Below are 23,522 nucleotides of genomic sequence, written 5' to 3'. Positions count from 1 at the left end.
CTAATCGTCCGAGCCGGCCGGCACCGGCTTGGACGGAACGGCGCGGCGCCGGGTCTCGCGGTGCAGGATGTAGAGGCCGCTCGCGGCCACCACCACGGCGCCGGCGGCCATGTTGCTGGCCGGCACGTCGCCCCACAGCAGCCAGCCGAACAGCACGGCCCACAGCAGCGACAGATAGTTCAGCGGCGCCACCACCGCGGCCGGCGCCAGCGAATAGGCCCGCGTCACCAGAAGCTGGCCGCCGCCGCCCAGCAGGCCGGTGGCGAGCAGCAGCAGCCATTCGTGGGCGGTGGGGGTGCTCCAGGCGAAGGGCAGGGCGAGGCCCAGCATCACCGTGGTGGCGGTGGTGAAGTAGAAGACGATGGTGTTGGCCGGCTCCGTCCTGCTCAACTGCCGGACGGTGATCATGGCGGCCGCCTGACCGGCGGCGGCGGCCAGCGCGACCAGCGAGCCGAACTGCAGCACGTCGCCCGAGGGCCTCACCATGATCAGCACGCCGAGGAAGCCGACCAGCACCGCGCTCCACCGGTGGATGCCGACCCGCTCGCCGAGCAGCGGGACCGACAGCGCGGTGAGGAACAGCGGCGCGGCGAAGGTCAGCGCCACCGCGTCGCCCAGCGGCAGCAGGTGGAAGGACCAGAACATCGCCGACATCGACGCGATGCCGATCATGCCGCGCCACAGATGGGCGAAGGGGCGGGCGGTGCGCAGGTTGGCCACCCAGCCGCCCTGCGCGGCGATCATCGCTCCGACCGGGATCAACGCGAACAGGCTGCGGAAGAAGGCGACCTCGACGACCGGGAAGGTCTCCGTCAGCAGCTTCACCAGCACGTTCATCAGCGAGAACAGCAGCACCGATCCCAGCATCATGCCGATGCCGAGCGGCGTGTTGTCGGTCCGTACGTACGGCTGGACGGGGGATGGGAGGCAGGTCTCACTGCGCAACCGTAGCAAAACGGCGCCGCCCGCGTCACGATGTCGCAACGCGGGCGGTCATGTCCCGGCGGTATGGCGGCCCTGCTGAGGCGGCCGGGCGGTCAGTCCTGCAGCTTGCCGCTGATCTCCGCCTCGGCGCGCAGCCAGTGCTCCTGGTCGCGGCCCTCGGGGCGGCCCTCCTGCTCCCAGATCTCGTAGGCGCGCTCGGCGATCAGCTTGTTCTGGCCGCCGCGCAGCAGGCCCTCGGAGATGTTCATGTTGATGCGGGCCAGCGACACCAGCCGCCGCGCCTCGATGGTGCCCTGGGTCGCCTCCATCGTGGTGGTGGAGACATACTGCGCCAGATTGCGCAGGTTGGCCTTCACCTCCGGCTCCAGCGGGCACTCGTCGTTGACCAGCACGGTCTTGATCGCGACCCAGAGCTTCAGGTTGTGGTCGAGCGCGAAGCTGACCTTCTCCGGCGTGTCCGCCTCGATCAGCAGGCTGGCGGCGTGCAGCAGGGCGACGGAGTCCTGCTCGACCTGAGCGAAGTTGGTGCGGAGGATGACTTCCGCGCCGACGCTGGTGTCGGGGGCGGCGACCTCCGCAACCGGGGCGGCAGCCGGAGCGGCGGTGGCGGCGGACTTGCGCTTGGTGGCCATGGTGTGTTCCCCAGGAGCGTTTTTCTACGGGGTCCACTTGACCTGTGCATGATTAAGATGCGGTTAAGAGGATTCGCCCCAATTGCCGCAGGTCACCGTGCCGACGATTCACTTCCGGATGATGGGTTTCATTGACCGCCGAAGGGCAGGCGGTAATAGAGCCCGAAGACATTGTTGACCGGCACGGTGCCGTCCGTCGGGTTGCCGTCGGTGGCGATGCGGCTGTAGCCCAGGCTGAAGCGCGACTTGTTGTCGAACTCATATCCCAGTTCGAGCTGCGAGCGGAACTCGGTGGTCGGTCCGCTCTCGCGGGGGGAGCGGGCGAGAGAGCCGGCCCCGAAGCTGGGCGTGAAGACGAAGGAACCGAGCGGCACGTCGATCAGGATGCCGGCGCGCACGTTGCCGAGGCCCGAGGCCCCCGCCATGTCCGGGGTGGACGGGGCGGCGGACAGGAAGGGCCGGACGGTGGCGACGGATTCGAGCTGCGGGATCAGCGAGGCGCCGATGCGCACCTTGTCCTGCAGCAGGTCCGACACCCTGGTCTCGCTCTGGGTCCCCACGGCATAGGCGAGCCCGCCGACCTTCCAGGAGCCGATCCGGTCGCCGCTGTCCTGCGCCGATGCCGGTCCGGTCGCCGACAGCAGGGCCGCGGCTGCGAAGGCCAGGCAGGTCAGGGCGTTGGCGACGGGCAGTCGGCTCACGGCGAGCAGCCTCCGAGACAAGCGAACCGGCCCGACGGGTGGCCGTGCCCCCTTGATAATAATGCGGCTCGCACCCCTGCGAGGGGTGTATCGGCACTACCCCTTTGATGTCGGACTCCTGCTGCGCCGCGTCAACCGGAAAGGCGGCGCCGGATGCATTTGACACAGGTATTGCGGGTGCTTCGCGGGGTGGTGTGGCAGCCGTGTTGCCGGCTCGTCTTGCCGCGGTCCCCGGCTCTCCCGTATCCTGCCGCGGTCGACGGCCGGACTCCATCCATGGCGGCCGGGCGCGCAGCCGTCGATGCACAACGGCCGCCTGCGAACGGTCGATGGCAAGCCGCTGATGCGGAAGGAGGATCCCGGTCCTCCCCCCATTGTGCGCCGGAAACGCGCTGCACAATCCGCACGACAGGGCCCGGTTCGTGGTATCCTGCTGCCATGCAGCACGACCCGCCCGAATCGGCGCGGCCGGTCCCGGGTCCCGAGGATCGGGACCAGCGGGACGTCGTCGCCTTCCTCGCCGACCCGCGCACCCATGGTGGTGCCGCGGTGCAGCGGATCGACACCCATGCGGCCATGGTCTTCCTGGCCGGCGACCGCGCGGTGAAGCTGAAGCGGGCGGTGCGCTACCCCTATCTCGACTTCTCGACATCCGACCGGCGGCGCGCCGCCTGCGAGGCGGAGCTGACCCTCAACCGGCGGACCGCCCCGGAGCTCTACCAGGGGGTGGAGCCGGTGGTGCGCCGCAGCGACGGGACGCTGGCGCTCGGCGGGGCGGGGGAGGTGCTGGACTGGGTGGTGGTGATGCGCCGCTTCCCGGACGGGGCGCTGTTCGACCGCATGGCAACGGCCGGCGGCCTGACGTCCGACCTGATGCGCGGTCTGGCCGACGCCGTCGCCGCCTTCCATGCGGTGGCGGAGCGCCGGCCCGACGGCCCGTCCCTGCGGCCGGTGGTGGAGGAGAACCTGGAGGAACTGCGGGCCAGCCCGTCGCTCTTCCCGCCCGCCCGGGTGGAGCGGCTCGCCGTCCTGTCGATGCAGGCGCTGGCGCGGCTCGACCCGCTGCTGGAGGAGCGGCGGCGCTCCGGCTTCGTCCGCCACTGCCACGGCGACCTGCATCTGCGCAACATCGTCCTGCTGGACGGCCGGCCGACCCTGTTCGACGCCATCGAGTTCGACCCCGCCTTCGCGGTCGTCGACGTCCTCTACGACCTCGCCTTCCTGCTGATGGATCTGGAGCATCGCGGGCTGCGGCCGCTGGGGAACGCGGTGCTCAACCGCTATCTGGAGGTGACCGGAGACCTCGCCGGGCTGGCGGCGCTGCCGCTGTTCCTCTCGGTCCGCGCCGCGGTGCGCGCCAAGATTGCGGGGACCGTCGCCGCGCTGAAGCCCGGTGATGCCGGGGCGGCGGCCGAGGCGGTCGCCTATCTGGGTCGCGCCGCGGCGGCGCTGGAACCGGCGGCCGCCCGGCTGGTGGCGGTCGGCGGGCTGTCGGGCACCGGCAAGTCGGTGCTGGCGCGCGGGCTCGCCCCGTCGCTGGGGCCGGCCCCGGGGGCGGTGGTGCTGCGCTCCGATTCGGTGCGCAAGGCGCTGTTCGGCGTGGCGGAGACGGAGCGGCTGCCGGCCGGGGGCTATGCGCCGGGCGTGACGGAGCGGGTCTACGCCCTGCTGGCGGAGCGGGCGGGGCAGGTGCTGGCGGCCGGCCACGCGGCGGTGGTCGACGCGGTCTGCGCCCGGCCGGACGAGCGCGACCTGTTCGAGTCGGTCGCCCGCCGGGCCGCCGTCCGATTCGACGGCATCTGGCTGGAGGCGCCGCTGGACTTGCGGATCGACCGTGTGTCAAATCGCCGCAAGGATGCATCCGACGCAACCGCAGAGGTTGCAGAGCGGCAGGAAGCCTATGACCTGGGTCAAATCTGCTGGATGCGTATCGGTGCTGGCAGGGTTGCCGCGGATGTCCTTGCCGAGGCCCGGAAAAGACTGGCCTAATTCCGCTTGGCAGGAGCGAGCCGGAAGGCGCCCTGGCATGATGCCAGCACCGCGTCGTCTCCGGCGGTACTGAAACGATGGTCCGGCCAGCCGCCGCTTTTGCCATCCACCGTCCTGAAGGGCCGGTCGGGCCGGCCCGGGAGGAAGTCATGTCCCTGAAGACAATCCTCGTGCCGCTCGGCGGTACCGACAACGATCCGGTCGCCCTGAACGCCGCCCTGTCGGTGGCGCGCGATTTCGACGCCCATGTCGAGGCCCTCTTCGTGAGGCTGGACCCGCGCGACGCCGTCCCCATGCTGGGCGAAGGCATGTCCGGCGCCATGGTGGACGAGATCATGCGCGCGGCGGAGACCGAGGCGAACACCCATCTGCTGGCCGCCCGCCGCCATTTCGACGCGGCGGTCCAGGCCGCGGGGATCGAGCTGCGCGACGCCCCCACCACGGTGGAGGAGCCGTCGGCCCGCTGGCGCGAGATCGTCGGCCGCACCGACGAGGTGGTGCCGGCCGAAGCCCGGCTCGCCGACCTGCTGGTCTTCGCCCACACCGACCCGGACCAGGACGCCCAGGGCTATGCGACCATGGAAACGGCGCTGATGACCGGCGGCCGGCCGCTGATGCTGGTGCCCAAGGTGGTGCCGGCGGAGATCGGCCGCACCGTGGCGCTCGCCTGGAACGGCACGATCGAGGCCGCCCGCGCGGTCAGCGGCGCCCTGCCCTTCATCCGCAGCGCCGACCGGGTGCTGGTGCTGACGGCCGAGACCTCGGTCACCCAGGCTGCGGCGGGACGTCGCATTGCGGACTATCTGGCTTGGCAAGGCATTAACCCTGAGTTAACTATTGTCAAACCCGGATCGGAACCCGTCGGACAAGCGGTTACCGAGAAAGCCGCGGAACTGGGCGCCGACCTCCTCGTCATGGGGGGCTACGGCCACAGCAGAATGCGGGAAATGATCCTGGGTGGCGTTACCCGCTATGTGCTCAATCACGCCGGGCTCCCGGTGCTGATGGCCCACTGACCAGACGCGCGGCGCTTCGCCGTCCAACAGGCACGCCCTCCACGCCGGTCGATGGTCACCCGCAGGGGTTCGACCCGCGAGGATCCCGGCCCGCGAGGGAGGAGCGTGCCATGATCACCATTACAGACTGCATCGCGCTGAGCGACCTGACCGAGGCGGAGATCGACGCCATCGCCGAGCACGAGCATGTGCCGGAGATGGTGGCGGTCGAGATCGGCTGCTGCCTCGTCCATGCCCCGGACGCCGCCCGGCGGATCGCTGGCATGATCCGCGAGGACATCGCCGTGGCGCGGGCGCACGGCCGGCTCGCCCATGTGGCGGAGCTTCAGGACGTGTTGAGGGGGTTCGTCGCCGGCCATCCGGGCCTCTGATCGGGGCTCTGCTCTTTCGGGTGGCGGCGGAACGTCCGCGCCACCCGCCGATTGTCGTTGCTGCGGGCGGGCTTCCCCGCCCCCGCGCCGCCGCCGCGACGACCTTCGGAGACCGCCCATGCCCTTGAAGACCATCCGCCTGGAACTGGCGCGCACCGCCGATCATCCCGACGGCAGCGCCGAGCATGGCTACGAGTTCACCGCCCCGCTGACCGAGGACGGGCAGTTCGACCCGGTCGAATGGCGGCTCCACGAGCAGGACTGCACGGTCCACCGCTTCTGGCGCGGCGAGGACGACCAGACCGGCCGGCTGGTCCAGCGCGGGTCGGTCTGGCTGTTCGATTACGAGGAGGACGATACGGACGACGACGAGCCGATCTTCCGGTTCGACCGTCACCGCTTCGTTCCCGGCGACTATGTCGCCGTCACCGAGCATGACGGGGTGCAGCGCCCCTTCCGCGTGGCCTGGGTGCGCTGACCGTCCGCTTCGGTCGGGGGGCTCAGTGAGGGGCGGTGCCGCCGCCATAGGGCCGGTACTGCGCGTCCACATGCTGGATGTGCTCGATGAACCATTCCTTCAGCAGAAGGATCAGGTCGACGCGCAGCATCGTGGTGTTGCTGCCCTCGAAGTCGCGGTGCAGCTTCTCGACCTCCTCCACGAAGTACCGGTGGGCCGCCTTGTGCGCCGGCAGCTCGGGGAAGCCGTGGCTCTCCATCCACTCCTCCTCCCGGGCGAAATGGACGGTCGTGTAGGCGCGCAGGCTGCCGAGCAGGGCGCAGAGGTCGTCGCGGTTGCCCGCGGTGATGCCCGTGCGCAGCAGCCCGTTGAACATGTCGAGCAGCTTCTTGTGGTCGTCGTCCAGTATGGCGACGCCGACGCTCATCGTTTCGTCCCAGGCGACGTGGTCCATGGCGCCAATCCCCGTGCGACCCGGTTCCCCTTCGTGGCTGCACGTCCGCGCCGGCATGGTTGCGCACCGGCGCGTGGTCGTGTCTGGGGGAGGCCGTGGCGAATCCTAGGCCGGGCCGCTGTTGTCGTAAAAGCGGCAAATTCCCGCAGGGGGTGTGCCGCCGGCCGCCAAGCTTGGTCTTCCCTGTGCGGCGGACAGGCTATATGACGGATGGTGGAACTGGCCGGGGCGAGGGGAGGGGCGACGGATGGCTCTGCTCGACGATATCGCGGAAAAGAAGCGGCTTCTCGACAAGGCCCGTCCCCTGCCGATGCGGGTCGTCACCGACATCGCCGACCGGTTCGAGCTGGAGCTGACCCTGTCCGGGCTCGGCGTGGAAGGCGGCCCCCTGACCGCCGCTGAGGTGAAGACGCTGTTCCAGCGCGGCTCTCCCGCGCTGCGCAACCGCGACCCGGCGATGCAGCGTCTGGCGCTCAACCACCGCAAGGCGCTGGAGCTGATGGCCCGCCTGTCCTACCAGCCGGGCGGCATCGTCACCGAACGGACGATCGCCGCCTTCCACGGCCTGCTCTATGCCGGGATCGACGAGGGGGCCGGGCGCTATCGCGAGGGGCCGCTGGCGGATCCCGACGCCGTCGCCTCGCCCGACCCGGCCAAGCTGCGGGTCTCGATGTCCGCACTGTCCGGCTGGCTGCGCCGGACCGAGCCCAGCCCCGACGCCGCCTTCGAGGCGCACCACCGGCTGATGAGCGTGCGGCCCTTCGCCGCCGGCAACGCCGCCACGGCACTGATGCTGTGCAACCTGCTGCTCAACCGCTCCGGCTACCCGCCGGTCTTCGTCAAGGCGGACGACCGCATCCTGTTCGCCGACCTCGTGGAGCGGGCCTGGTCGGTCGGCGACAAGACGCCGTACCGCGAACTGATGATGCGCTTTCTCGATCAGAGCCTGGAACTCTGCCTCGTCAGTGTCGCGAACGGGTTTCCCGACCCGACCGACGTGATGGAGGTGGACGAGAGCGCCTGAAGCGCCGGCTCCTCCGCTCCCGCCGGCAGCCGCAGCCGCGACGGGCGGGCGACGCCGCTGTGGATCAGCAGGGTGATCGGCTGGGCGTCCACCCGGCGGGTCTCCCCCGGCTCCGCCCCGTTGCCCGGGTTGACCGGATAGGCCGGGAAGCAGGAGCCGGCGATGCTGACCCGCAGCGCCTCGCCCGGCGCCAGCGTCGCGCAGACCGCCCGCATCGGCAGGACCAGCGGCCGGGTCTGCGCCCCCGGCTCGACGCGGGCATAGCCGTGGGTCAGCGGCAGCACGCGCCCGTCCGGCTTCACCACCGACAGGGCGGCGGCGACGTCGAAGCAGGGGGCGTCCGCCTCCACCCACAGGTCGAGCGCCACCCGTCCCGCCAGGGTCAGCGGCTCCGTCAGGGGTGCGCTGCCGTAGACGGCGACATCCGGCCGGGCGTCCGCCGCCGCACGGTCCTGCGTGCCCGGCTGCGGTCCGCCATGGCCGCCGACCGTGGGCACCGGGCTGCGCGGATCATGCACCACCACGTCCGTGCCGCAGTCGAGCGACGGGGCGGGCTGCAGCAGGCCCCCGGTCCGCGCCGCCAGCCCGTCGCCGTGCAGGTGCAACGCCGCCGTCGCCGGGGCCAGGGCGGGGGCGTCGTGCCAGCGGCCGGCGCCGACGTCGAACAGGCGCACCGGCCCGGCCCGCTCCGCCCCGTTCTCCTCGCCCTTCAGGAAGCGGTCGAACCAGGAAAGCTGCAGCCGGTCGAGCGCCACCGCCGCGGTTCCCTGCTCCTGCGGCCCCGCCGCCGTCCAGGGGCCGACCACCAGCCGGGCCGGCGCGGCGCCGGGCCGGGCGCTCAGCGCCTCATGGGCATCCAGGGAACCGGCCAGCCGCGGGTCGTACCAGCCGCCGATCTGCAGGATCGGGACGTCCGCCGGCATCCGCTCCACCATGGCACGGGGCGACAGCGCGTCCCAGGCGGGGCCGGGCGCCGGGTCGGTCAGCCAGTCGTCGTGATGGGTATAGCGGGCATAGGCGCGCAGCACCTCCGGCCGCGACGGGATCTCGTCGTCGAGGGGAAGGGCGCGGACCGCATCGCTCAGCGCCCGGTGGGCCACGCCGTCCTCCAGCCGCCGGGCGGCCTCGGCGGCACAGCGCAGGGCCCAGCCCATGGCGTCGGCGAGGCGGAAGGCGCCGCCCTCATAGGCCCAGTCGGAATGGACGTCCCAGCCGGCGAAGGCCGGCGCCACCGCCCTCAGCGCCGGCGGCGCGGCGGCGAGCGCCAGGAGCTGGGCCATGCCGGCATAGCCGCAGCCGTACATCGCCACCTGTCCCGAGGAGCCCGGCAGGGAGGCCGCCCAGGCCACCGCGTCGGCGCCGTCCTCGCGCTCCGCCTGGAAGGGACGGAAGCGGCCTTCGGACGTGCCGCAGCCCCGGACGTCCTGCACGGCCACGACATAGCCGCGGGCGGCGTACCAGCGGGGATGGGCGTAATGGCTGGTCAGCGCCGTGCGGCGCCCGCAGGCCAGCCGCAGCAGCAGGACCGGCCACTCGCCGGCGGCGTCGGGCCGGTAGACGTCGGCGTCCAGCCTCACCCCGTCGCGGGTCCGCATGGAGACCGTCTCGGGCGGCCGCACGGGAAGAGGGGAGGGAAGCTCGCGGAGCACGGGGGCCAGATGAGTCATGGGACACGACCACTAGTGCCGATGTACCCGCCGCCCCACGCAAGCCGTATGCCATCATATGGAACGCGCCGCCGCCCTGCCGGAGCGGGGCCGGCGGCGCCATCGGCCGGCGGTCGTCCCTGATGAGATTTCAGGCAAATGCCGCCAACCGCCCAAGGATTATGCAAACAAGGGACCGGGCAATGGATCAGGAATCGTAGGACAGCAGCGAGATCGCCTCGACGTCCAGCTTGTCGCGGCCGTTCAGGAAGGTCAGTTCCACCAGGAAGGCGGCGGCGCGCACGTCCGCGCCCACCTGCCGCAGCAGGTTGATGGCCGCCGCCATGGTGCCGCCGGTGGCCAGCAGGTCGTCCAGCACCACCACGCGCTGGCCGGGCTCCACCGCGTCGGCCTGCACCTCGATGGTGTCGGTGCCGTATTCCAGGTCGTAGGAGTGGGCGATCTTGTCGCCGGGCAGCTTGCCGTGCTTGCGCACCATGACGAATCCGATGCCCAGCGCCAGGGCGAGCGGTGCCGCGACCAGGAAGCCGCGCGATTCGATGCCGACCAGCAGGTCCGGCTTGTGCGGGCGGATGGCGTCGGCCAGCCGCTCGATCGCGGTCTTCCACGCCTCGCCATGCGCCAGCATGGGCGAGATGTCGTAGAACAGGATGCCCGGCTTCGGGAAATCCTGTATGCCGCGGATGTGCTCTTTCAGGTTCATGGCGCTGGGTCCGTGGGGCGAGGCTCGGGCAGCCGGCGGGCGGGGGCCCGTCATGGTGCCGTCATGTTGCGGTGATACTACCGACGCCCTAGGCAGGGTGCAAACCGCCGTTTCGCCGCGCTCTCCGCCATCCCCAGGGTTGACCGGAACCGTAATGACCGCCACGTTCGAGCCTGGGTTTTTCCTTTCGCGCGGTATGGGACGCATGCCGAGAACTACGCAGGACGGGGTCATGGCGCTGCAAGCCGCCGCTGATCGGGCCTGGATCGAGACGGCCGACGCCGGCGACGGCGCCTGCCGCCTGTCGGCCGGCGGACGCTGGACGCTGGAGACCGCCCAGGGCCTGGCCGAGCGGCTCGACCGGCTGCGCCCGGCCGCCGTCCGGGGCGCCGTCCGGCTGGACCTCGGCCGGCTGGAGGCGCTGGATACGGTGGGTGTGGTGCTGCTGCTGCGCCTGTCGGAGCGGCTGACCCAGGACGGCCATGCCGTGACCATCGACGGGCTGCGCCCCGACCATGCCGCCCTGTTCGACGCGGTGCGCGAGGCCGGCCGGACGCCGAAGCCGGCACATGAGAGGCCGCGGCCGGTCGTCGACATGCTGGTCCGCATCGGCCGCACGACGGTCGAGGCGGGCAAGGAGGCGCGCGACCTCGTCGGATTCCTCGGCCTCGTCACCGTGACCTTCGGGCGCCTGCTGCTCCAGCCCTCCCGGCTGCGGCTGACCTCGGTGATGTTCCATATCGAGCAGACCGGGCTGAACGCCTTGCCGATCCTGGGGCTGCTGTCCTTCCTGATCGGCGTGGTGCTGGCCTTCCAGGGCGCCGACCAGCTCAAGCGTTTCGGGGCGGAACTGTTCGTGGTCAACCTGCTGGGCATCTCGGTCCTGCGCGAGATCGGCATCCTGATGACCGCGATCATCGTGGCCGGCCGCTCCGGTTCCGCCTTCACCGCCCAGATCGGCACCATGAAGGTGAACCAGGAGGTCGACGCCATCAGCACGCTCGGCCTCGACCCGGTGGAACTGCTGGTGGTGCCGCGGGCGCTGGCGCTGATGATCACGCTGCCGCTGCTCGCCTTCTACGCCGACATCATGGGGCTGTTCGGCGGGGCGGTGATGAGCTACGCGACGCTCGACATCACCTTCGGGCAGTTCATCCGACAGCTCCAGACCGCGGTCAGCCTCAACACCTTCATCGTCGGGCTCGTCAAGGCGCCGGTCTTCGCGCTCGTCATCGCGATCGTTGGCTGCTACGAAGGGTTGAAGGTTTCCGGCAGTGCCGAGAGCGTCGGCACCTTGACCACCAAATCGGTCGTGGAGGGCATCTTCCTGGTGATCGTCATCGACGCCCTGTTCTCCGTCCTGTTCTCCTTCATCGGCGTGTGAGGGCGGCAGGGCATGGACAACGGACTGGTGCGAACGGACGGCACGCCCGCGGGCCAGGATCGGGCGGTGGAGCGCGGGACCGCCGCGGAGGCGGGCGGACCGGTCATCCGGGTGCGCGGGCTGGTCACGCGGTTCGGGCCGCAGACGGTGCATGACGGGCTCGACCTCGACGTGCGCCGGGGCGAGGTGCTGGGGGTGGTCGGCGGCTCCGGCACCGGCAAGTCGGTCCTGCTGAAGGAGATCCTCGGCCTGATCCGTCCGGCGGCCGGCCGCATCGAGATGCTGGGCCGCGACACCGTCGATCTGTCGGAGCGGGAACGGGTGGCGCTGCAGTCGCGGACCGGCGTGCTGTTCCAGAACGGCGCCCTGTTCAGCTCGCTGACGGTGGCGGAGAACGTGATGCTGCCGCTGCGGGAGCATTCCGACCTGCCGGATTCGCTGATCGCCGAGATTGCGCGGGTCAAGATCGCCATGGCGGGGCTGCCGCCCGACGCCGGGGCGAAGCATCCGTCCCAGCTTTCCGGCGGCATGATCAAGCGGGCCGGCCTTGCCCGCGCGCTGGCGCTCGACCCCGACATCCTGTTCCTCGACGAGCCGACGGCCGGCCTCGACCCCATCGGCGCCGCGGCCTTCGACCAGTTGATCCGCGGGCTGCAGCGCAGCCTGGGGCTGACCGTCTTCATGGTGACCCATGACCTGGACAGCCTGGTGTCGATCTGCGACCGCATCGCCGTCCTGATCGACAAGCGGATCCGGGTGGGGACGCTGGACCAGCATCTCGCCGATCCGCATCCCTGGATCCACGACTATTTCCACGGACCGCGCGGCCGTGCCGCGCGCCATGCTGAGGATTGACCGGCACCCATGGAAACCCGCGCCAGCTACATCCTGGTCGGCAGCTTCGTGCTCGCGCTCATCGCCGGGCTGTTCGCCTTCACCGTCTGGGTCGCCAAAATCCAGCTCGAGGAGACCCGGCAGCCGTACCGGATCTACTTCACCGGTTCGGTCACCGGCCTGCAGCAGGGAAGCCCGGTGCGCTACCGCGGCGTCCCCGTCGGCACGGTCAGCGACATCCGGCTCGATCCCGAGAACGTGACCCGCGTGCGCGTGACCATCCAGGTGCAGGAGGGCACGCCGATCATGGCGGACTCCATCGCCTCGCTGGAGGTCCAGGGCATCACCGGCGGCTCCTATGTCCAGATCGCCGGCGGGACGGCGACCAGCGAGCGGCTGAAGACGACCGACCCCGACGGCATCCCCGTCATCCCGTCGCGCCCGTCGCCGCTGTCCGCCGTGGTGGATGCCGCCCCCCAGTTGCTGAACCGGTCGCTGGAGGTGATCAGCCAGCTCGGCAACCTGCTGAACGGCGAGAACCAGCGCGCGATCTCCGAGACGCTGGCGAACGTCCGCACCCTGTCCGCCGAGCTCGCCGAGGCCGGGCAGGGCATCGGCGGCACGATGCAGCAGGCGCAGAAGACGCTGCAGGGGTTCGAATCCGTGGGGCCGGAACTGAACGGCACCTTGCGCCAGGCGCGCGAGACGCTGACCACCCTCAACGGCACCGTCCGCCAGGCCGGGACCGACTGGAAGGAGCTGGCGCAGTCGCTGAAGCAGACCTCGACGCAGTTGAACGCCCTGCTTGCGGAAAACCGCGATCCGCTGCGCGACTTCAGCGCGACGGGGCTGTATGAACTGACCCTGCTGATCACCCAGCTCCGCGACCTGTCGGGGCAGCTCTCGCGGGTGGTCACGCGGATCGAGAACGACCCGTCGAACTTCCTGTTCGGCGGCACGAGGCAGGGCGTGGAGGTGCGCGGGAAATGAGGAGTCGGCAGTCCATGACGTCCATGAAGACCCTTGCGACGGTGTGCGCGGCCGCATGCGCGGCGCTTGTGCTGGCGTCCTGCGTCGCGGCGCTCAACCCGACCGCCCCCAGCCTCTACACGCTGACCCCGCACACCGCGGTCGACCCGTCGATCCGCAAGGCCGACTGGCAGTTGCTGGTCGAGACGCCGGTGGCCGGGGCCGCCATCGACACGCCGCGGATCGCGCTCGCCCGCTCGGCCACCTCCGTCGATTATTTCGCCGACGTCTCCTGGGCCGACCGGGTGCCGAACATGGTGCAGGGGCTGATCGTCCAGTCCTTCGAGGACAGCGGGCGGATCGTCTCGGTCGGCCGCGACACGGTCGGGCTGCGGTCGGACTTCGTTCTGAAGTCGGAACTGCGGGATTTCCAGGCGGAGTACAGCACCCCCGGCGCGACCGTCCCCGACCGGGTGCATGTCCGCCTCTCGGCCAAGCTGGTCGCCATGCCCCGCCGCACCATCGAGGCCGGCGAGACGTTCGAGGCGGTGGTGCCCGTGCGCGGCCGGGCCTTCACCGACGTGATCGCCGCCTTCAACGAGGCGCTGGGCACCGTCATGGGCGGCCTGGTTCCCTGGGCCCTGCGCCAGGGGACGGCGGTCATGCGCGTGACCGCCACGCGGAGCTGACGGGGCGACGGCATCCCGCCGGTTGAAATTGCTTGCCAACCAGTCATAGCGGCGTACGTAATTGGTTCGAAAACGGCGCTATTCCCGCACGGGGCGGACTGGCCAATGACGGATCTCTCGGGGCTTTCCCGCGAAGAGTTGGAAGAGATGGCCGAGGCCGGGCGCGAAATCCGGACCTGCCAGCGCGTGCTCGCCAAGACCGGCGACACGGTGGTCGGGGAACTGGTGCGCGGGCACGGCACGCTCTACGAGTGGCATCATTATCCGCCGGGCGACGTCTACGACGCCGAGTACCATGCGCAGTACTATTACCATTGCCACCCGGAGGAGGAGCGGCTGCCCGGCGAGCATGGCCACTTCCACACCTTTCTCCGGCCCCACGGCATGCCGGACGGGCTGCGGCCGGCGCCGCTGCCCGACCTGGAGAGTCCCCCCAACGACAACGACGCGCTGTCGCACCTGATCGGCATCGCCATGGACGTCACCGGCCAGCCGGTGCGCCTGTTCACCACCAACCGCTGGGTCACCGGCGAGACGTGGTATGCGGCGGGCGACGTGGTGCGGATGCTGGACTGCTTCATCATCGACCATGCCCGGCCCTCCTGGCCGGCCAACCGCTGGATCACGGCGCTGATGCGGCTGTTCCGGCCGCAGATCGTCACCCTGCTGCACGAGCGCGATGCCGCCGTCGGCCGCTGGGGGGCGGAGCGCCCGGACAGCTACGTCTACGAGGACCGGGAGCTGGAGGTCGCGTCGCAGGCCGCGATCTCGGTTGAGGAGCAGATGGCGGCGATCGACCTTGCGCTGTACGGCGTGCGCCGGCGCCGCCCGATCCTTCCCGAGCCGCCGAGCTTCGTCGGGATTCCCTGACTCACGGTTGCAAGCATGACGGGTGAAACGGTCCGATCGGCTGACGTTAAGGAAGGTTCAACCGTTTGGCTCCATGCTTGGCCGTAACGAATTCGTCTCCGCCGTAGAGGGACGGGCCGCGCAAAAGCTGGGGTCGGAGACCCATGACCGAACATTTGTCGAAAGAAGACGTCGCCCGCCTTTTGTCGGACCCCTCGCCCAGCACCCGTGCTGATCTGGCGGTCAAGGTCGCCCGGCATTTCGACAGCGACACGCTTTCCCCGTCTGAACGCCGGCTGGCCGAGGACATCGTCCGGGTGATGGTCAACGACGCCGTCGTGCGCGTCCGCCAGTCGCTGGCCGAGAACCTGAAGACCAGCCCCTCGCTTCCCCGCGACATCGCGCTGACCCTGGCGCGGGACGTCGAGGCGGTGGCGATCCCGATTCTCAGCGTCTCCACCGTGCTGACCAACGCGGACCTCGTCGAGATCGTCCGCACCGGCACCGACGCCAAGCACACCGCCATCGCCAGCCGCGAAACCGTTCCGGCCAGCGTCGCCGACGCCCTGATCGAGGTGGGCTCCGAAGGGGCCGTCGCGGCCCTGGTCGCCAACGAGGGGGCGGACCTCGGCGAAGGCAGCCTCGGCCGGGTGATCGACCGGTTCGGCGACAGCGAGACGGTGCAGGAACCGCTGGTCCACCGCGCCCACCTGCCGATCACCATCGCCGAGCGGCTGGTCGCCGTGGTGTCGGAGAAGCTGCGCCAGCATCTCGTCTCCAACCACGAGCTGCCGGCCAAGGTCGCCGCCGACCTGATCCTGCAGAGCCGGGAGCGGGCGACCGTCTCCCTCCTCACCGGCGAGAACGACGAGCGCGCGCTGGAACGGCTGGTGGCGCAGCTCTCGCGCACCGGGCGGCTGACGCCTTCGCTGCTGGTCCGCTCGCTGTGCACCGGCGACATCGCCTTCTTCGAGATGGCGATGTCCCATCTCGCCAACGTTCCGCTGACCAACGCCCGGCTGCTGATCCACGATGCGGGGCGGCTGGGGCTGAAGTCGCTCTACGACAAGGCGAAGCTGCCGCCGGCGCTGCTGCCGGCCTGCCGCATCGCCATCGACGTGCTGAAGGAAACTCCCTATGACGGGGAGGCGCACGACCAGGAGCGCCACCGCCGCCGCCTCATCGAGCGGATCCTGACCCAGTACGAGGATCTGGCGCAGGAAGACCTGGACTATCTGCTCGACAAGCTCGGCGACATGATCCACCGGGACGACGCCGCGGCCTGACCGGCCGCGGCTCTTCCGTGCTTTCCTCTCACATCGTCTTGATCTGAGCGGCGAACTCGTCCACGTCGGACTGAAGCGTCCGGGCATGGGTGGTCAGGCCGCGGGCTGCGTCCAGCATCCTGTCCGCGGCGGTGCCCGTCTGCTCCGCCACGTCGGACACCCCGGCGATGGTCTGCGACACGCTCTGGGTGCCGGTGGCGGCGTCGTGGACGTTGCGGGTGATCTCGCGGGTGGCGGATCCCTGCTCCTCCATCGCCGCGGCGATGCCCGTGCTGATGTCGCTGATCTTCTCGATGGTGCCGACGATCGCCGTGATGGCGCCCACGGCGTGCTGGGTCTCCGCCTGGATCGCGGCGATCTGGCCGGAGATCTCCTCGGTCGCCTTGGCGGTCTGGTTGGCCAGGTTCTTGACCTCGCCGGCGACGACGGCGAAGCCCTTGCCCGCTTCGCCGGCCCGCGCCGCCTCGATGGTGGCGTTCAGCGCCAGCAGGTTGGTCTGGCTGGCGATCTGGTTGATCATGCTGACCACCGCCCCGATCCGCTCCGCCGCGGCGGCGAGGCCCTGGATCGTCTCGTTGGTGCGCTGCGCCTCCTTCTCGGCCTCGCCGGCGATCCGGGCCGCCTCGCCGATGCGCTGGCTGATGGCGTCGATGGAGTGGGTCATCTCCTCCGCCGCGGCGGCGACCATCTCGACGTTGCCGGTCGTCTGCTGCGCCGCCGCCGCCACGCTGGAGGACCGCTGGGAGGCGTCGCGGGCGGTCCGGGTGAGGGTTTCGGCACTGCTGCGGATGTGGTCGGCCTCGCCGGTCAGCGTGCGGCAGAGCCCGTCGATCTTCTGGGCGAAGCTGTGGGTCAGCGCCTCCAGCGACTCCTGCCGCCGGCGCCGGGCCTCGGTGTCCACGCGCTCCTGTTCGGCATGCCGGCTGACCTGGAGCAGCGCGTCGCGGAACACCACCACGGCACGGGCGATGTCGCCGATCTCGTCCCGGTTGCCGGTGTGCGGCACGTCGGACCCGGTGTCCCCCGACGCGATGCGGGTCATGACGCCGGTCATCTCGACGATCGGGCGGGCGATCTGGCGGCGGGCGACGACGATCGTCATCCACAGCGCGAACAGCGCGCCGCCGCCGCCGACCGCGGCGATGACGAGCGTCCAGCGCCCCTGGGCGGCGACCAGATCGGCATGGTAGCGGGCGACGCGCTGGTTGAGCGAGTCCACGAGCTTGATCAGGGCGCTGTTCAGCGCCTGCCGGTTGGTCCGGTTGGCGTCGTTGTCGCCGTAGATCCGCGCCTGCTCCGCCCCCTTCTCCCGTCCGATGCGGACGAGCTCGGTCCGGAAGCGCACGAACTCCGCCACCTTCGCGGCCGGTTCGCCCAGTTCCGCCCGCTCCGCCGGCGGGGTCAGGTCGGCCAGGCGGTTGCTCCGCTCCTGCAGGGTGGTCAGGGTGGCCAGCAGCGGCTTGGCGTACTTCTCGACCTCCGCCGCGTCCTTCGCCATGTAGATGCCGCGCGAATCCATCACCGCCGCCAGCACCAGCGCGTTCATCCGCTCGCCCAGCGCCTGCCGCTCGTAGGCCAGCTCGATCGCCTCCGTCCGGGTGGAGAGGTCGTGCATCGCGGCAAGACCGATCACGCCGACGATGAAGGCGACGGCCGCCATCAGGCCGGAGATCAAGTAAATTCTGGAGCTGATTCGAACGTTTCTAAGTTTGTGAAGCATCCTGCGCAACCTCCCCGGGCGCGATCACGGTGCGTGCGCCGCACTGTTCCGAAGCGAGTTTGATATTGTGAGGTTTCCGGACAATTAATGATGAACACGACTCTTTTGTCCCGCGGCCGCAATCTTCAACAGGTATGGTCCTGTTCCAAGCCCGTGCGGCGATCCACCGCAGGTTGGACGGCGTTCTTTTGCATAGTCCGTTACGGCGCATCGCCCGGCCGCGGCGGAGTGGTGTCGGGGGCGGTGTCGGGGGCGGCGGGTTGACAACCTCTCCTTGCCCGGCTCTTGTCGAAGCCCGGCTCTTGCTGGTCCACCGGTTTGCTGTGACGGAGTGTTTTTCCATGCGCCGACTTCTCGCCGCGATGATTCTGCTGGCGCCGCTGGCGTCGGAGGCGGCCCCGCTGACCAAACAGCCGGGCTTCGACTGCGCCAAGGCGACCCAGCCGGCGGAAAAGGCGATCTGCGCCGACGACTCCCTGGCGGCGATGGACCGCCTGCTCGGCCGGGTCTATCGGCTGGCGGTCGAGGGACAGCCGGCCGACCGCGTCACCGCGCTGAAGGCGGCGCAGGGCCGCTGGCTGCTCGACCGGAACAAGGCCTTCAAGGACGCCAACAACGACCCGATGATGCTGAACGGCGTCTATCACCGCCGCATCCAGGAGGTGATCAGGCTGGCCGGCCAGCGCGCGCTCGCCGCCGCCATCGCCGTGGCGAAGCCGATCGACCCGCTGAAGGAGGCCGGACGCGACGCCGAGGACGATGCCGGCTTCGTCGCCTACACGCTGACCACGCTGTTCCCGAGCCCGGACGCGCCCGACCCCGGCGGGGCGGAGGAGGTTCTGTCGAACCTCGAGCTCTACGGCGGCTTCAGCTTCGCCGCCGCGCTGCCGGACGGCCGGCTGTTCGTCGCGGTGCCGGAGGGCTGCGGCGCCTATCAGTGCTCCAACTTCCCCTTCCTCATCGACAAGGCCAAGGGGATCGCGGCCCGGCTGGGGGTGGAGGTGCTGGCCGACGGCAAGCGGCGGGTCGATCCCGGCGCCGCCCCGGTCGGCCTCGTTTCCCTCAACGGCCCCCTCGTCGAGTTCTTCGAGCAGGGCCGCGGGCTGGGCGACTGCGGCAGCAAGTGGCGCTACCGGGTGGAGGGGCAGACGCTGAAGCTCGTCCAGCTCGAGGAGAAGCCGGAGTGCGACGGCCGGCCCTGGGACGGCAAGGGCACGAAGACCCGGACCTTCTGACGGTGGCCGGTAAGGGATCGATTGAACCTCCGGGTCCGGCTCGCCACTCTCTGGGGAACGGAAACGAACGAGGGGCAGGGCGATGGCGGTCGGTCGGGACGAGTTGAAGCGGCGCATCGGCCAGGCGCTGGGTGAGAGCCGGGCCGATCTCGTCATCAAGGACACGCGGTTCCTCAACGTCGTGACCGGCGAGATCGCCGCGGGCGACATCGCCATCTGCGGCGACCGCATCGTCGGCACCTACGAGTCCTACGACGGGGTGGAGGAGATCGACGGGCGCGGCCTGACCGTCGTGCCCGGCTTCATCGACACCCACGTCCATTGCGAATCGACCTGCGTCACGCCGCAGGAGTTCGACCGCTGCGTCCTGCCCCGCGGCACCACCACCGCCATCTGCGACCCGCACGAGATCTGCAACGTGCTGGGCGAGGCGGGGCTGCGTTACTTCCTGGAGAGCGCCGGCGGCACCGCGACCGACCTGTTCGTCCAGCTCTCCTCCTGCGTCCCGGCGACGGAGCTGGAGACGTCCGGCGCCCGGCTGGAGGCGCCCGACCTCGTCCGCTACAAGGACCATCCGCGCGTGCTGGGGCTGGCTGAGTTCATGAACTTCCCCGGCGTCTTCCACAAGGTGGACGGGGTCCTGGACAAGCTCGCGGCCTTCGACGGCCGGCACATCGACGGCCACGCGCCGCTGCTCTCCGGGCGGGAGCTCAACGCCTATCTCTCCTGCGGCATCCGCAACTGCCATGAGACGACCAGCGCCGCCGAGGCGATGGAGAAGCTGCGCAAGGGCATGCAGGTGCTGATCCGCGACGGCTCCGTCTCCAAGGACGTCCATGCGCTGGCCGGGGTGATCAGCGCCGAGACCTCGCCCTTCCTGGGGTTCTGCACCGACGACCGCAACCCGCTGGACATCGCGGAGGAGGGGCACATGGACCACCTCATCCGCAGCGCCATCCGGCTGGGCGCGCCGGTCGCGCATGTCTACCGGGCGGCGACCTGGTCGGCGGCGCGCAGCTTCGGCCTGCAGGACCGCGGCCTCGTCGCGCCGGGGCAGCGGGCCGACCTCGTCCTGCTCGACGACCTGGAGGGCTGCGCCGTCTCGCGGGTCATTCGCGGCGGCCGTCCGGTGTCGGAGGAGAGCTTCGCCGGCCGGCCGGCGGTGGAGCCGGTCGGGCTCGGCTCCATCAGGCTCGACCCGGTGGCGGTGGAGGATTTCGCCGTTCCCGCGGGCGGCTCCGTCCAGTCGGTGATCGGCGTGCTGCCGGGCAAGATCCTGACGGAGCACCGGCGGATGGAGGTCCCCGCGGCCGGCGGCCGTCTGGTCGCCGACCCGTCCCGCGACCTGCTGAAGATCTGCGTCTTCGCCCGCCACGGCACCAACCGCAACGTCGGGCGCGGCTTCGTCTCCGGCTTCGGCTTCGCGGAGGGGGCGCTGGCCTCCTCGGTCGGGCATGACAGCCACAATGTCTGCGTCGTCGGCGCCAGCGACGCCGACATGGCGCTGGCGGTCAACCGGCTGATCGAGCTGCAGGGCGGCTTCGTCGCCGTGCGCAACGGCACGGTGGTCGGCGAACTCGCCCTGCCGCTGGCCGGGCTAATGAGCCTGCAGCCCTTCGAGACGGTGGAGCAGGACCTGCGCGCCCTGCGGGCGGCCGTGCGCGCCATGGGCTGTCCCCTGGCGGAGCCCTTCCTGCAGCTCGCCTTCCTGCCGCTGCCGGTGATCCCCCATCTGAAGATCACCGACCGGGGGCTGGTCGACGTCGACCGGTTCGAGCTGGTCGCCGCCTGAAGCCTCGCCTGCGCCGGTCCAGGCCCGAGCATGACAGGTCCACCCGATCACGCCTGCGCATGGATGGCCGTCCCGCTGCGCTGACGGCGGAGGGTTCCCCGGATCAGGACGCCATCTGCGCCATCGGGCACAGGCTGTTGGCACAGCCGCCGGGATTGCAGGGATGCATAGGGGCTGGCTCGGCCTTCGCCTTGCCGACGCGCGGCGCCATGATCGCCTTCGACACCTCGGTGCCGCCGCAGGACGGGCAGGTCAGTCCCTCCGCCTTCCTGGCGTCATAGTCGGCCATGTTGTCGAACCACTGGTCGAACTCGTGGCCGCAGGCGCAGTGCAGGGCATAGACGATCATCGCAAGGCATCTCCCGGACGGATGAAGCGGAACCGGCGCCTGTTCTAGCGCAGGCCTCGCCGCCCCTCCAGGATCTGCGTCAATTCGACCGGCCCGGCGTCACCGTCCCCTCAGCGGCAGGCGGTGACGCCGACCTGCCGGCACATCGACAGCAGCGGACAGGTCGAGCAGTGCGGCCGCTCGCCGGTGCACATCCACTTGCCGAAGGGCACCAGCCGCTCGTTGATCTCCACCCAGTAGCGGCGCGGCAGCCTGTCGATCAGCGCCGACATCGTCCGCTCCGGGCTGGTGGTGGCGACATAGCCCCAGCGGTTGGTCACCCGGTGGACGTGGATGTCGACCGCCACCGCCGGGATGTCGAAGCCGACGGCGAGCGTCAGCGCGGCGATCTTCGGGCCGACGCCGCGGAACCGCATCAGCCCGTCCGGCGTGTCCGGGACGGCGCCGCCATGCTCCCCGACGATGCGGCGGGACAGCTCCCGGATGTCGCGTGCCTTGGGCTCCGGGAAGGTGGCGCCGTCCAGCAGCCGGGCGATCTCCGCCTCCGGCAGGGCGGCCATGGCCTCGGGGGTGCGGGCGGCGGCGAACAGCCGCCCGGCAACCACCAGGGTCGTCTCGTCCCGCGTCCGGGCGGAGATCAGGCTGGCGACGAGCTGCTCGAAGGGGCTGGCATGGCCGCGGTCGCGCAGCTCGAACATCGCCGCCTTGGGCCGGCCGGCCACCGCCCTGCGCAGGCGGCGGAAGACCTCGTCGATGTCGAAGGGCTCCTTGTCCGCGCCGCTCGCGGCGGCCGGGGCGGGTGCTGGCTTGGTGGCCGGCGAGGGGCGGGGCATGGCGGGCGGTCCGGCTGTTGCTGCATACCCCGGTCAACAGCCGGCCGGCCCCGGACGCTCCCCCGCCGTTCCCGGCGGATCAGCCGGCGGCCGGCGGCGGCAGGTCCTTCGAGGAGAGCAGCGGGCGCCGGAGCCGCCCCTCCCGGATCTCCGCCCGCAACCGGTCGGGGTCGATGGTCCGGATGCGTTCCAGCTCGGCCTTGTTGGCCTGGATGAAGGGGTTGCGCTCGGACGAATTCTCCGGCCGCGCGTGGTCCAGATGGTAGAGCGGCCCCGGCATCCGCTCCACGCCGAGGCCGAGGCGGCGGAAGCGCTCCACCAGCTCGTCGTCCTCGTAGCCCCAGGACAGGAAGGCCTCGTTGTAGCCGCCGGCCGCCTGCAGGGTCATGCGGTCGAAGAAGGCCGCCCCGCCCGGCGAGTTGCGGTGCATCAGCGGGAAGCGCGGGCACAGGGCGTTCAGCGGCGCGGTCGACAGGGTATGGCCGAAGCGGACGACCTCCTTGCCCAGCACCCAGAAGAACAGCCCGTTGTAGGGGAAGACCAGCGAGCCGCCCTTCCGCGCCGCGTCGCGCGCCAGCACGTACTGGACGGGATCGACGACGATGTCGGTGTCGTGCAGCGCCACCACCGGCGTCCCGGCCGCATCGACCATGCGGTTGACCAGATGGGCCTTGTGGGTGAAGGGGGTGTCGTTGCCCTCCACCTGCAGGTGGAGGCAGCGGGCGGCCAGTTCCGGACCCAGCGTGTCGGGCAGGTCGCTCGGCCCGGTCCTGTCCTCGCCGATCAGGATGGCGGCGGTGGTGTGCTTCAGAAGGTACTGGACGATGTAGCGCAGGTTCCGCCTGCGGTCGTCGCTGTCGGCGCGGAAGGCGATCAGGAAGGTCACGTCGGACAGGTCGTGCCGCCCGTCCGGCCCGGCCGCCTCCAGGATCGTGCGCCGGCTGCGGTAGGCGGCGTCCTGCGCCGCCAGCCGGTCGCGCGCGCCCTGGTCGTCGGGGTTGAGCGACAGGGCCATCTCGTAGAAGCCGACCGCCGCCCCCGGCCGTCCGAGGTCGGCCTCGATGTCGCCGCGCTGGCGCCAGCCGTCCGGGTGGTGGGGATGGCGGGCCAGCAGCCCGTCGAGGACGCCCAGCGCCTCGCCGATGCGGCCGATCGCCTGCAGGGCCTCGCTCAGGTGGTATTCGGCGTCGGGGAAGTCCGGCCGGATGTCGATGGCCCGCCGGTAGCTGGCGATCGCCTCCTCCGTCCGCAGCGCGATGTGCTGCAGGGCGCCCAGGTTGAAGTGGGCATCGGCGTCGCTGCCGTCGCGCTCCACCGAGCGGGCGATCATTGCGGTGGCGCCGGGGAGGTCGCCGGCCAGCCAGGCCAGCACGCCGTTGCGGTGCAGCGCCTCGGCATTGTCGGGATCGACCTCCAGCACCCGGCCGTAGAGGATGCCGGCCTCCCGGTGGCGGCCGGCCTTCAGGTGATCGAGCGCGATGGCGAGCGCTTCGGCGATGGTCGCCATGACGCGGCGTTCCTTTGCGTTGCGGGTGGGCGGTGGCGTGGCGGACGGTGGGGCGAGCGCGGGTCCGGTCGGGGATCGCGGGGGGAGGATTCCACTTTGACACGGCGGCGTCATCC

Annotated in this window: 23 protein-coding genes; 13 read left to right on the top strand and 10 right to left on the bottom strand. The window is 70.7% G+C overall.

Annotated features, from left to right (window positions below; translation table 11 throughout):
- From DEW08_RS22465 to DEW08_RS22455, 3 genes are all read right to left on the bottom strand, one after another.
- Nucleotides 1–945 (bottom strand): DMT family transporter, encoded by a 945-nt coding sequence (locus DEW08_RS22465; RefSeq protein ID WP_245986888.1) that lies wholly within the window; start codon nt 943–945, stop codon nt 1–3.
- A 92-nt stretch (nt 946–1,037) separates the two neighbouring features.
- Nucleotides 1,038–1,577: a DUF2934 domain-containing protein gene (locus DEW08_RS22460; protein WP_109331514.1), complete on the bottom strand. Its 540-nt coding sequence runs from the start codon at nt 1,575–1,577 to the stop codon at nt 1,038–1,040.
- Nucleotides 1,578–1,705: 128 nt separating this feature from the next.
- Nucleotides 1,706–2,278 (bottom strand): hypothetical protein, encoded by a 573-nt coding sequence (locus tag DEW08_RS22455; protein WP_245986887.1) that lies wholly within the window; start codon nt 2,276–2,278, stop codon nt 1,706–1,708.
- 438 nt (nt 2,279–2,716) lie between these two features.
- Here DEW08_RS22455 and DEW08_RS22450 point away from each other — a divergent pair, with 438 nt between their 5' ends.
- The 4 genes from DEW08_RS22450 (at nt 2,717) to DEW08_RS22435 (ending at nt 6,132) form a co-directional block, all read left to right on the top strand.
- On the top strand, nt 2,717–4,267 hold the full coding sequence (locus DEW08_RS22450; protein ID WP_109331513.1) for a bifunctional aminoglycoside phosphotransferase/ATP-binding protein: 1,551 nt from the start codon (nt 2,717–2,719) through the stop codon (nt 4,265–4,267).
- Between the two features lie 149 nt (nt 4,268–4,416).
- Nucleotides 4,417–5,283: a universal stress protein gene (locus tag DEW08_RS22445; RefSeq protein ID WP_109331512.1), complete on the top strand. Its 867-nt coding sequence runs from the start codon at nt 4,417–4,419 to the stop codon at nt 5,281–5,283.
- Nucleotides 5,284–5,393: 110 nt separating this feature from the next.
- The gene (locus DEW08_RS22440; RefSeq protein WP_109331508.1) at nt 5,394–5,654 is read left to right on the top strand and encodes a hypothetical protein; all 261 of its coding nucleotides are present in this window, start codon (nt 5,394–5,396) and stop codon (nt 5,652–5,654) included.
- A 118-nt stretch (nt 5,655–5,772) separates the two neighbouring features.
- Nucleotides 5,773–6,132: a hypothetical protein gene (locus tag DEW08_RS22435; RefSeq protein WP_109331507.1), complete on the top strand. Its 360-nt coding sequence runs from the start codon at nt 5,773–5,775 to the stop codon at nt 6,130–6,132.
- A gap of 22 nt (nt 6,133–6,154) precedes the next feature.
- Here the strand turns inward: DEW08_RS22435 and DEW08_RS22430 are convergent, their stop codons facing one another.
- Nucleotides 6,155–6,565: a bacteriohemerythrin gene (locus tag DEW08_RS22430; protein ID WP_109331506.1), complete on the bottom strand. Its 411-nt coding sequence runs from the start codon at nt 6,563–6,565 to the stop codon at nt 6,155–6,157.
- A gap of 247 nt (nt 6,566–6,812) precedes the next feature.
- Between DEW08_RS22430 and DEW08_RS22425 the strand changes: the two genes are divergently transcribed.
- Nucleotides 6,813–7,589, top strand: coding sequence for a Fic family protein (locus DEW08_RS22425; protein ID WP_109331505.1), 777 nt, complete (start codon nt 6,813–6,815; stop codon nt 7,587–7,589).
- Here DEW08_RS22425 and DEW08_RS22420 read toward each other — a convergent pair.
- On the bottom strand, nt 7,505–9,256 hold the full coding sequence (locus tag DEW08_RS22420; RefSeq protein ID WP_109331500.1) for a CocE/NonD family hydrolase: 1,752 nt from the start codon (nt 9,254–9,256) through the stop codon (nt 7,505–7,507). The genes DEW08_RS22425 and DEW08_RS22420 overlap by 85 nt on opposite strands.
- 187 nt (nt 9,257–9,443) lie before the next feature.
- Nucleotides 9,444–9,959 (bottom strand): adenine phosphoribosyltransferase, encoded by a 516-nt coding sequence (locus DEW08_RS22415; RefSeq protein WP_109331499.1) that lies wholly within the window; start codon nt 9,957–9,959, stop codon nt 9,444–9,446.
- A gap of 232 nt (nt 9,960–10,191) precedes the next feature.
- Between DEW08_RS22415 and DEW08_RS22410 the strand changes: the two genes are divergently transcribed.
- The 6 genes from DEW08_RS22410 (at nt 10,192) to spbR (ending at nt 15,970) form a co-directional block, all read left to right on the top strand.
- Complete coding sequence (locus DEW08_RS22410; RefSeq protein WP_109331497.1) at nt 10,192–11,343, top strand: ABC transporter permease; 1,152 nt, start codon at nt 10,192–10,194, stop codon at nt 11,341–11,343.
- 12 nt (nt 11,344–11,355) lie between these two features.
- A complete protein-coding gene (locus DEW08_RS22405; RefSeq protein WP_109331496.1) occupies nt 11,356–12,198 on the top strand; it encodes an ABC transporter ATP-binding protein in 843 nt (280 codons plus the stop codon).
- A 9-nt stretch (nt 12,199–12,207) separates the two neighbouring features.
- Nucleotides 12,208–13,167 (top strand): MlaD family protein, encoded by a 960-nt coding sequence (locus DEW08_RS22400; RefSeq protein ID WP_109331495.1) that lies wholly within the window; start codon nt 12,208–12,210, stop codon nt 13,165–13,167.
- Between the two features lie 14 nt (nt 13,168–13,181).
- Entirely contained in the window at nt 13,182–13,835 is a 654-nt protein-coding gene (locus DEW08_RS22395; RefSeq protein WP_109331489.1) for an ABC-type transport auxiliary lipoprotein family protein, read from the top strand.
- A gap of 105 nt (nt 13,836–13,940) precedes the next feature.
- A complete protein-coding gene (locus DEW08_RS22390) occupies nt 13,941–14,705 on the top strand; it encodes a DUF6969 family protein (RefSeq protein WP_109331488.1) in 765 nt (254 codons plus the stop codon).
- A gap of 143 nt (nt 14,706–14,848) precedes the next feature.
- Nucleotides 14,849–15,970, top strand: coding sequence for a SpbR family protein (spbR, locus tag DEW08_RS22385; protein ID WP_109331487.1), 1,122 nt, complete (start codon nt 14,849–14,851; stop codon nt 15,968–15,970).
- A 28-nt stretch (nt 15,971–15,998) separates the two neighbouring features.
- Here spbR and DEW08_RS22380 read toward each other — a convergent pair whose 3' ends face one another.
- Nucleotides 15,999–17,630, bottom strand: a complete 1,632-nt coding sequence (locus DEW08_RS22380) for a methyl-accepting chemotaxis protein (RefSeq protein WP_245986885.1) — start codon at nt 17,628–17,630, stop codon at nt 15,999–16,001.
- Nucleotides 17,631–18,031: 401 nt separating this feature from the next.
- On the opposite strand from DEW08_RS22380, the gene DEW08_RS22375 reads away from it, so the two are divergent.
- A complete protein-coding gene (locus DEW08_RS22375; RefSeq protein WP_109331485.1) occupies nt 18,032–18,925 on the top strand; it encodes a DUF1176 domain-containing protein in 894 nt (297 codons plus the stop codon).
- Nucleotides 18,926–19,007: 82 nt separating this feature from the next.
- Complete coding sequence (gene ade / locus DEW08_RS22370) at nt 19,008–20,717, top strand: adenine deaminase (RefSeq protein ID WP_109331484.1); 1,710 nt, start codon at nt 19,008–19,010, stop codon at nt 20,715–20,717.
- Between the two features lie 103 nt (nt 20,718–20,820).
- Here the strand turns inward: ade and DEW08_RS22365 are convergent, their stop codons facing one another.
- The 3 genes from DEW08_RS22365 to DEW08_RS22355 form a co-directional block, all read right to left on the bottom strand.
- Nucleotides 20,821–21,066 (bottom strand): DUF1178 family protein, encoded by a 246-nt coding sequence (locus DEW08_RS22365; protein WP_109331483.1) that lies wholly within the window; start codon nt 21,064–21,066, stop codon nt 20,821–20,823.
- Nucleotides 21,067–21,176: 110 nt separating this feature from the next.
- Nucleotides 21,177–21,899, bottom strand: a complete 723-nt coding sequence (locus DEW08_RS22360; RefSeq protein WP_109331482.1) for an endonuclease III domain-containing protein — start codon at nt 21,897–21,899, stop codon at nt 21,177–21,179.
- A 79-nt stretch (nt 21,900–21,978) separates the two neighbouring features.
- On the bottom strand, nt 21,979–23,406 hold the full coding sequence (locus DEW08_RS22355) for a tetratricopeptide repeat protein (protein ID WP_109331478.1): 1,428 nt from the start codon (nt 23,404–23,406) through the stop codon (nt 21,979–21,981).
- Nucleotides 23,407–23,522: the final 116 nt, after the last annotated feature.

The organism is Azospirillum thermophilum, from assembly GCF_003130795.1.
GTDB lineage: Bacteria > Pseudomonadota > Alphaproteobacteria > Azospirillales > Azospirillaceae > Azospirillum > Azospirillum thermophilum.
Note: the sequence above shows the minus strand (reverse complement) of the source record. Positions and strands in the feature narration are given on the sequence as shown.

Excerpts from the sequence above, each read along its gene's own strand:
- DEW08_RS22460 (WP_109331514.1), bottom strand. The coding sequence starts at position 1,577 with ATGGCCACCAAGCGCAAGTCCGCCGCCACCGCCGCTCCGGCTGCCGCC.
- DEW08_RS22450 (WP_109331513.1), top strand. The coding sequence starts at position 2,717 with ATGCAGCACGACCCGCCCGAATCGGCGCGGCCGGTCCCGGGTCCCGAG.
- DEW08_RS22445 (WP_109331512.1), top strand. The coding sequence starts at position 4,417 with ATGTCCCTGAAGACAATCCTCGTGCCGCTCGGCGGTACCGACAACGAT.
- DEW08_RS22440 (WP_109331508.1), top strand. The coding sequence starts at position 5,394 with ATGATCACCATTACAGACTGCATCGCGCTGAGCGACCTGACCGAGGCG.
- DEW08_RS22435 (WP_109331507.1), top strand. The coding sequence starts at position 5,773 with ATGCCCTTGAAGACCATCCGCCTGGAACTGGCGCGCACCGCCGATCAT.
- DEW08_RS22430 (WP_109331506.1), bottom strand. The coding sequence starts at position 6,565 with ATGGACCACGTCGCCTGGGACGAAACGATGAGCGTCGGCGTCGCCATA.
- DEW08_RS22425 (WP_109331505.1), top strand. The coding sequence starts at position 6,813 with ATGGCTCTGCTCGACGATATCGCGGAAAAGAAGCGGCTTCTCGACAAG.
- DEW08_RS22420 (WP_109331500.1), bottom strand. The coding sequence starts at position 9,256 with ATGACTCATCTGGCCCCCGTGCTCCGCGAGCTTCCCTCCCCTCTTCCC.
- DEW08_RS22415 (WP_109331499.1), bottom strand. The coding sequence starts at position 9,959 with ATGAACCTGAAAGAGCACATCCGCGGCATACAGGATTTCCCGAAGCCG.
- DEW08_RS22410 (WP_109331497.1), top strand. The coding sequence starts at position 10,192 with ATGGCGCTGCAAGCCGCCGCTGATCGGGCCTGGATCGAGACGGCCGAC.
- DEW08_RS22405 (WP_109331496.1), top strand. The coding sequence starts at position 11,356 with ATGGACAACGGACTGGTGCGAACGGACGGCACGCCCGCGGGCCAGGAT.
- DEW08_RS22400 (WP_109331495.1), top strand. The coding sequence starts at position 12,208 with ATGGAAACCCGCGCCAGCTACATCCTGGTCGGCAGCTTCGTGCTCGCG.
- DEW08_RS22395 (WP_109331489.1), top strand. The coding sequence starts at position 13,182 with ATGACGTCCATGAAGACCCTTGCGACGGTGTGCGCGGCCGCATGCGCG.
- DEW08_RS22390 (WP_109331488.1), top strand. The coding sequence starts at position 13,941 with ATGACGGATCTCTCGGGGCTTTCCCGCGAAGAGTTGGAAGAGATGGCC.
- spbR (WP_109331487.1), top strand. The coding sequence starts at position 14,849 with ATGACCGAACATTTGTCGAAAGAAGACGTCGCCCGCCTTTTGTCGGAC.
- DEW08_RS22380 (WP_245986885.1), bottom strand. The coding sequence starts at position 17,630 with ATGGCGGCCGTCGCCTTCATCGTCGGCGTGATCGGTCTTGCCGCGATG.
- DEW08_RS22375 (WP_109331485.1), top strand. The coding sequence starts at position 18,032 with ATGCGCCGACTTCTCGCCGCGATGATTCTGCTGGCGCCGCTGGCGTCG.
- ade (WP_109331484.1), top strand. The coding sequence starts at position 19,008 with ATGGCGGTCGGTCGGGACGAGTTGAAGCGGCGCATCGGCCAGGCGCTG.
- DEW08_RS22365 (WP_109331483.1), bottom strand. The coding sequence starts at position 21,066 with ATGATCGTCTATGCCCTGCACTGCGCCTGCGGCCACGAGTTCGACCAG.
- DEW08_RS22360 (WP_109331482.1), bottom strand. The coding sequence starts at position 21,899 with ATGCCCCGCCCCTCGCCGGCCACCAAGCCAGCACCCGCCCCGGCCGCC.
- DEW08_RS22355 (WP_109331478.1), bottom strand. The coding sequence starts at position 23,406 with ATGGCGACCATCGCCGAAGCGCTCGCCATCGCGCTCGATCACCTGAAG.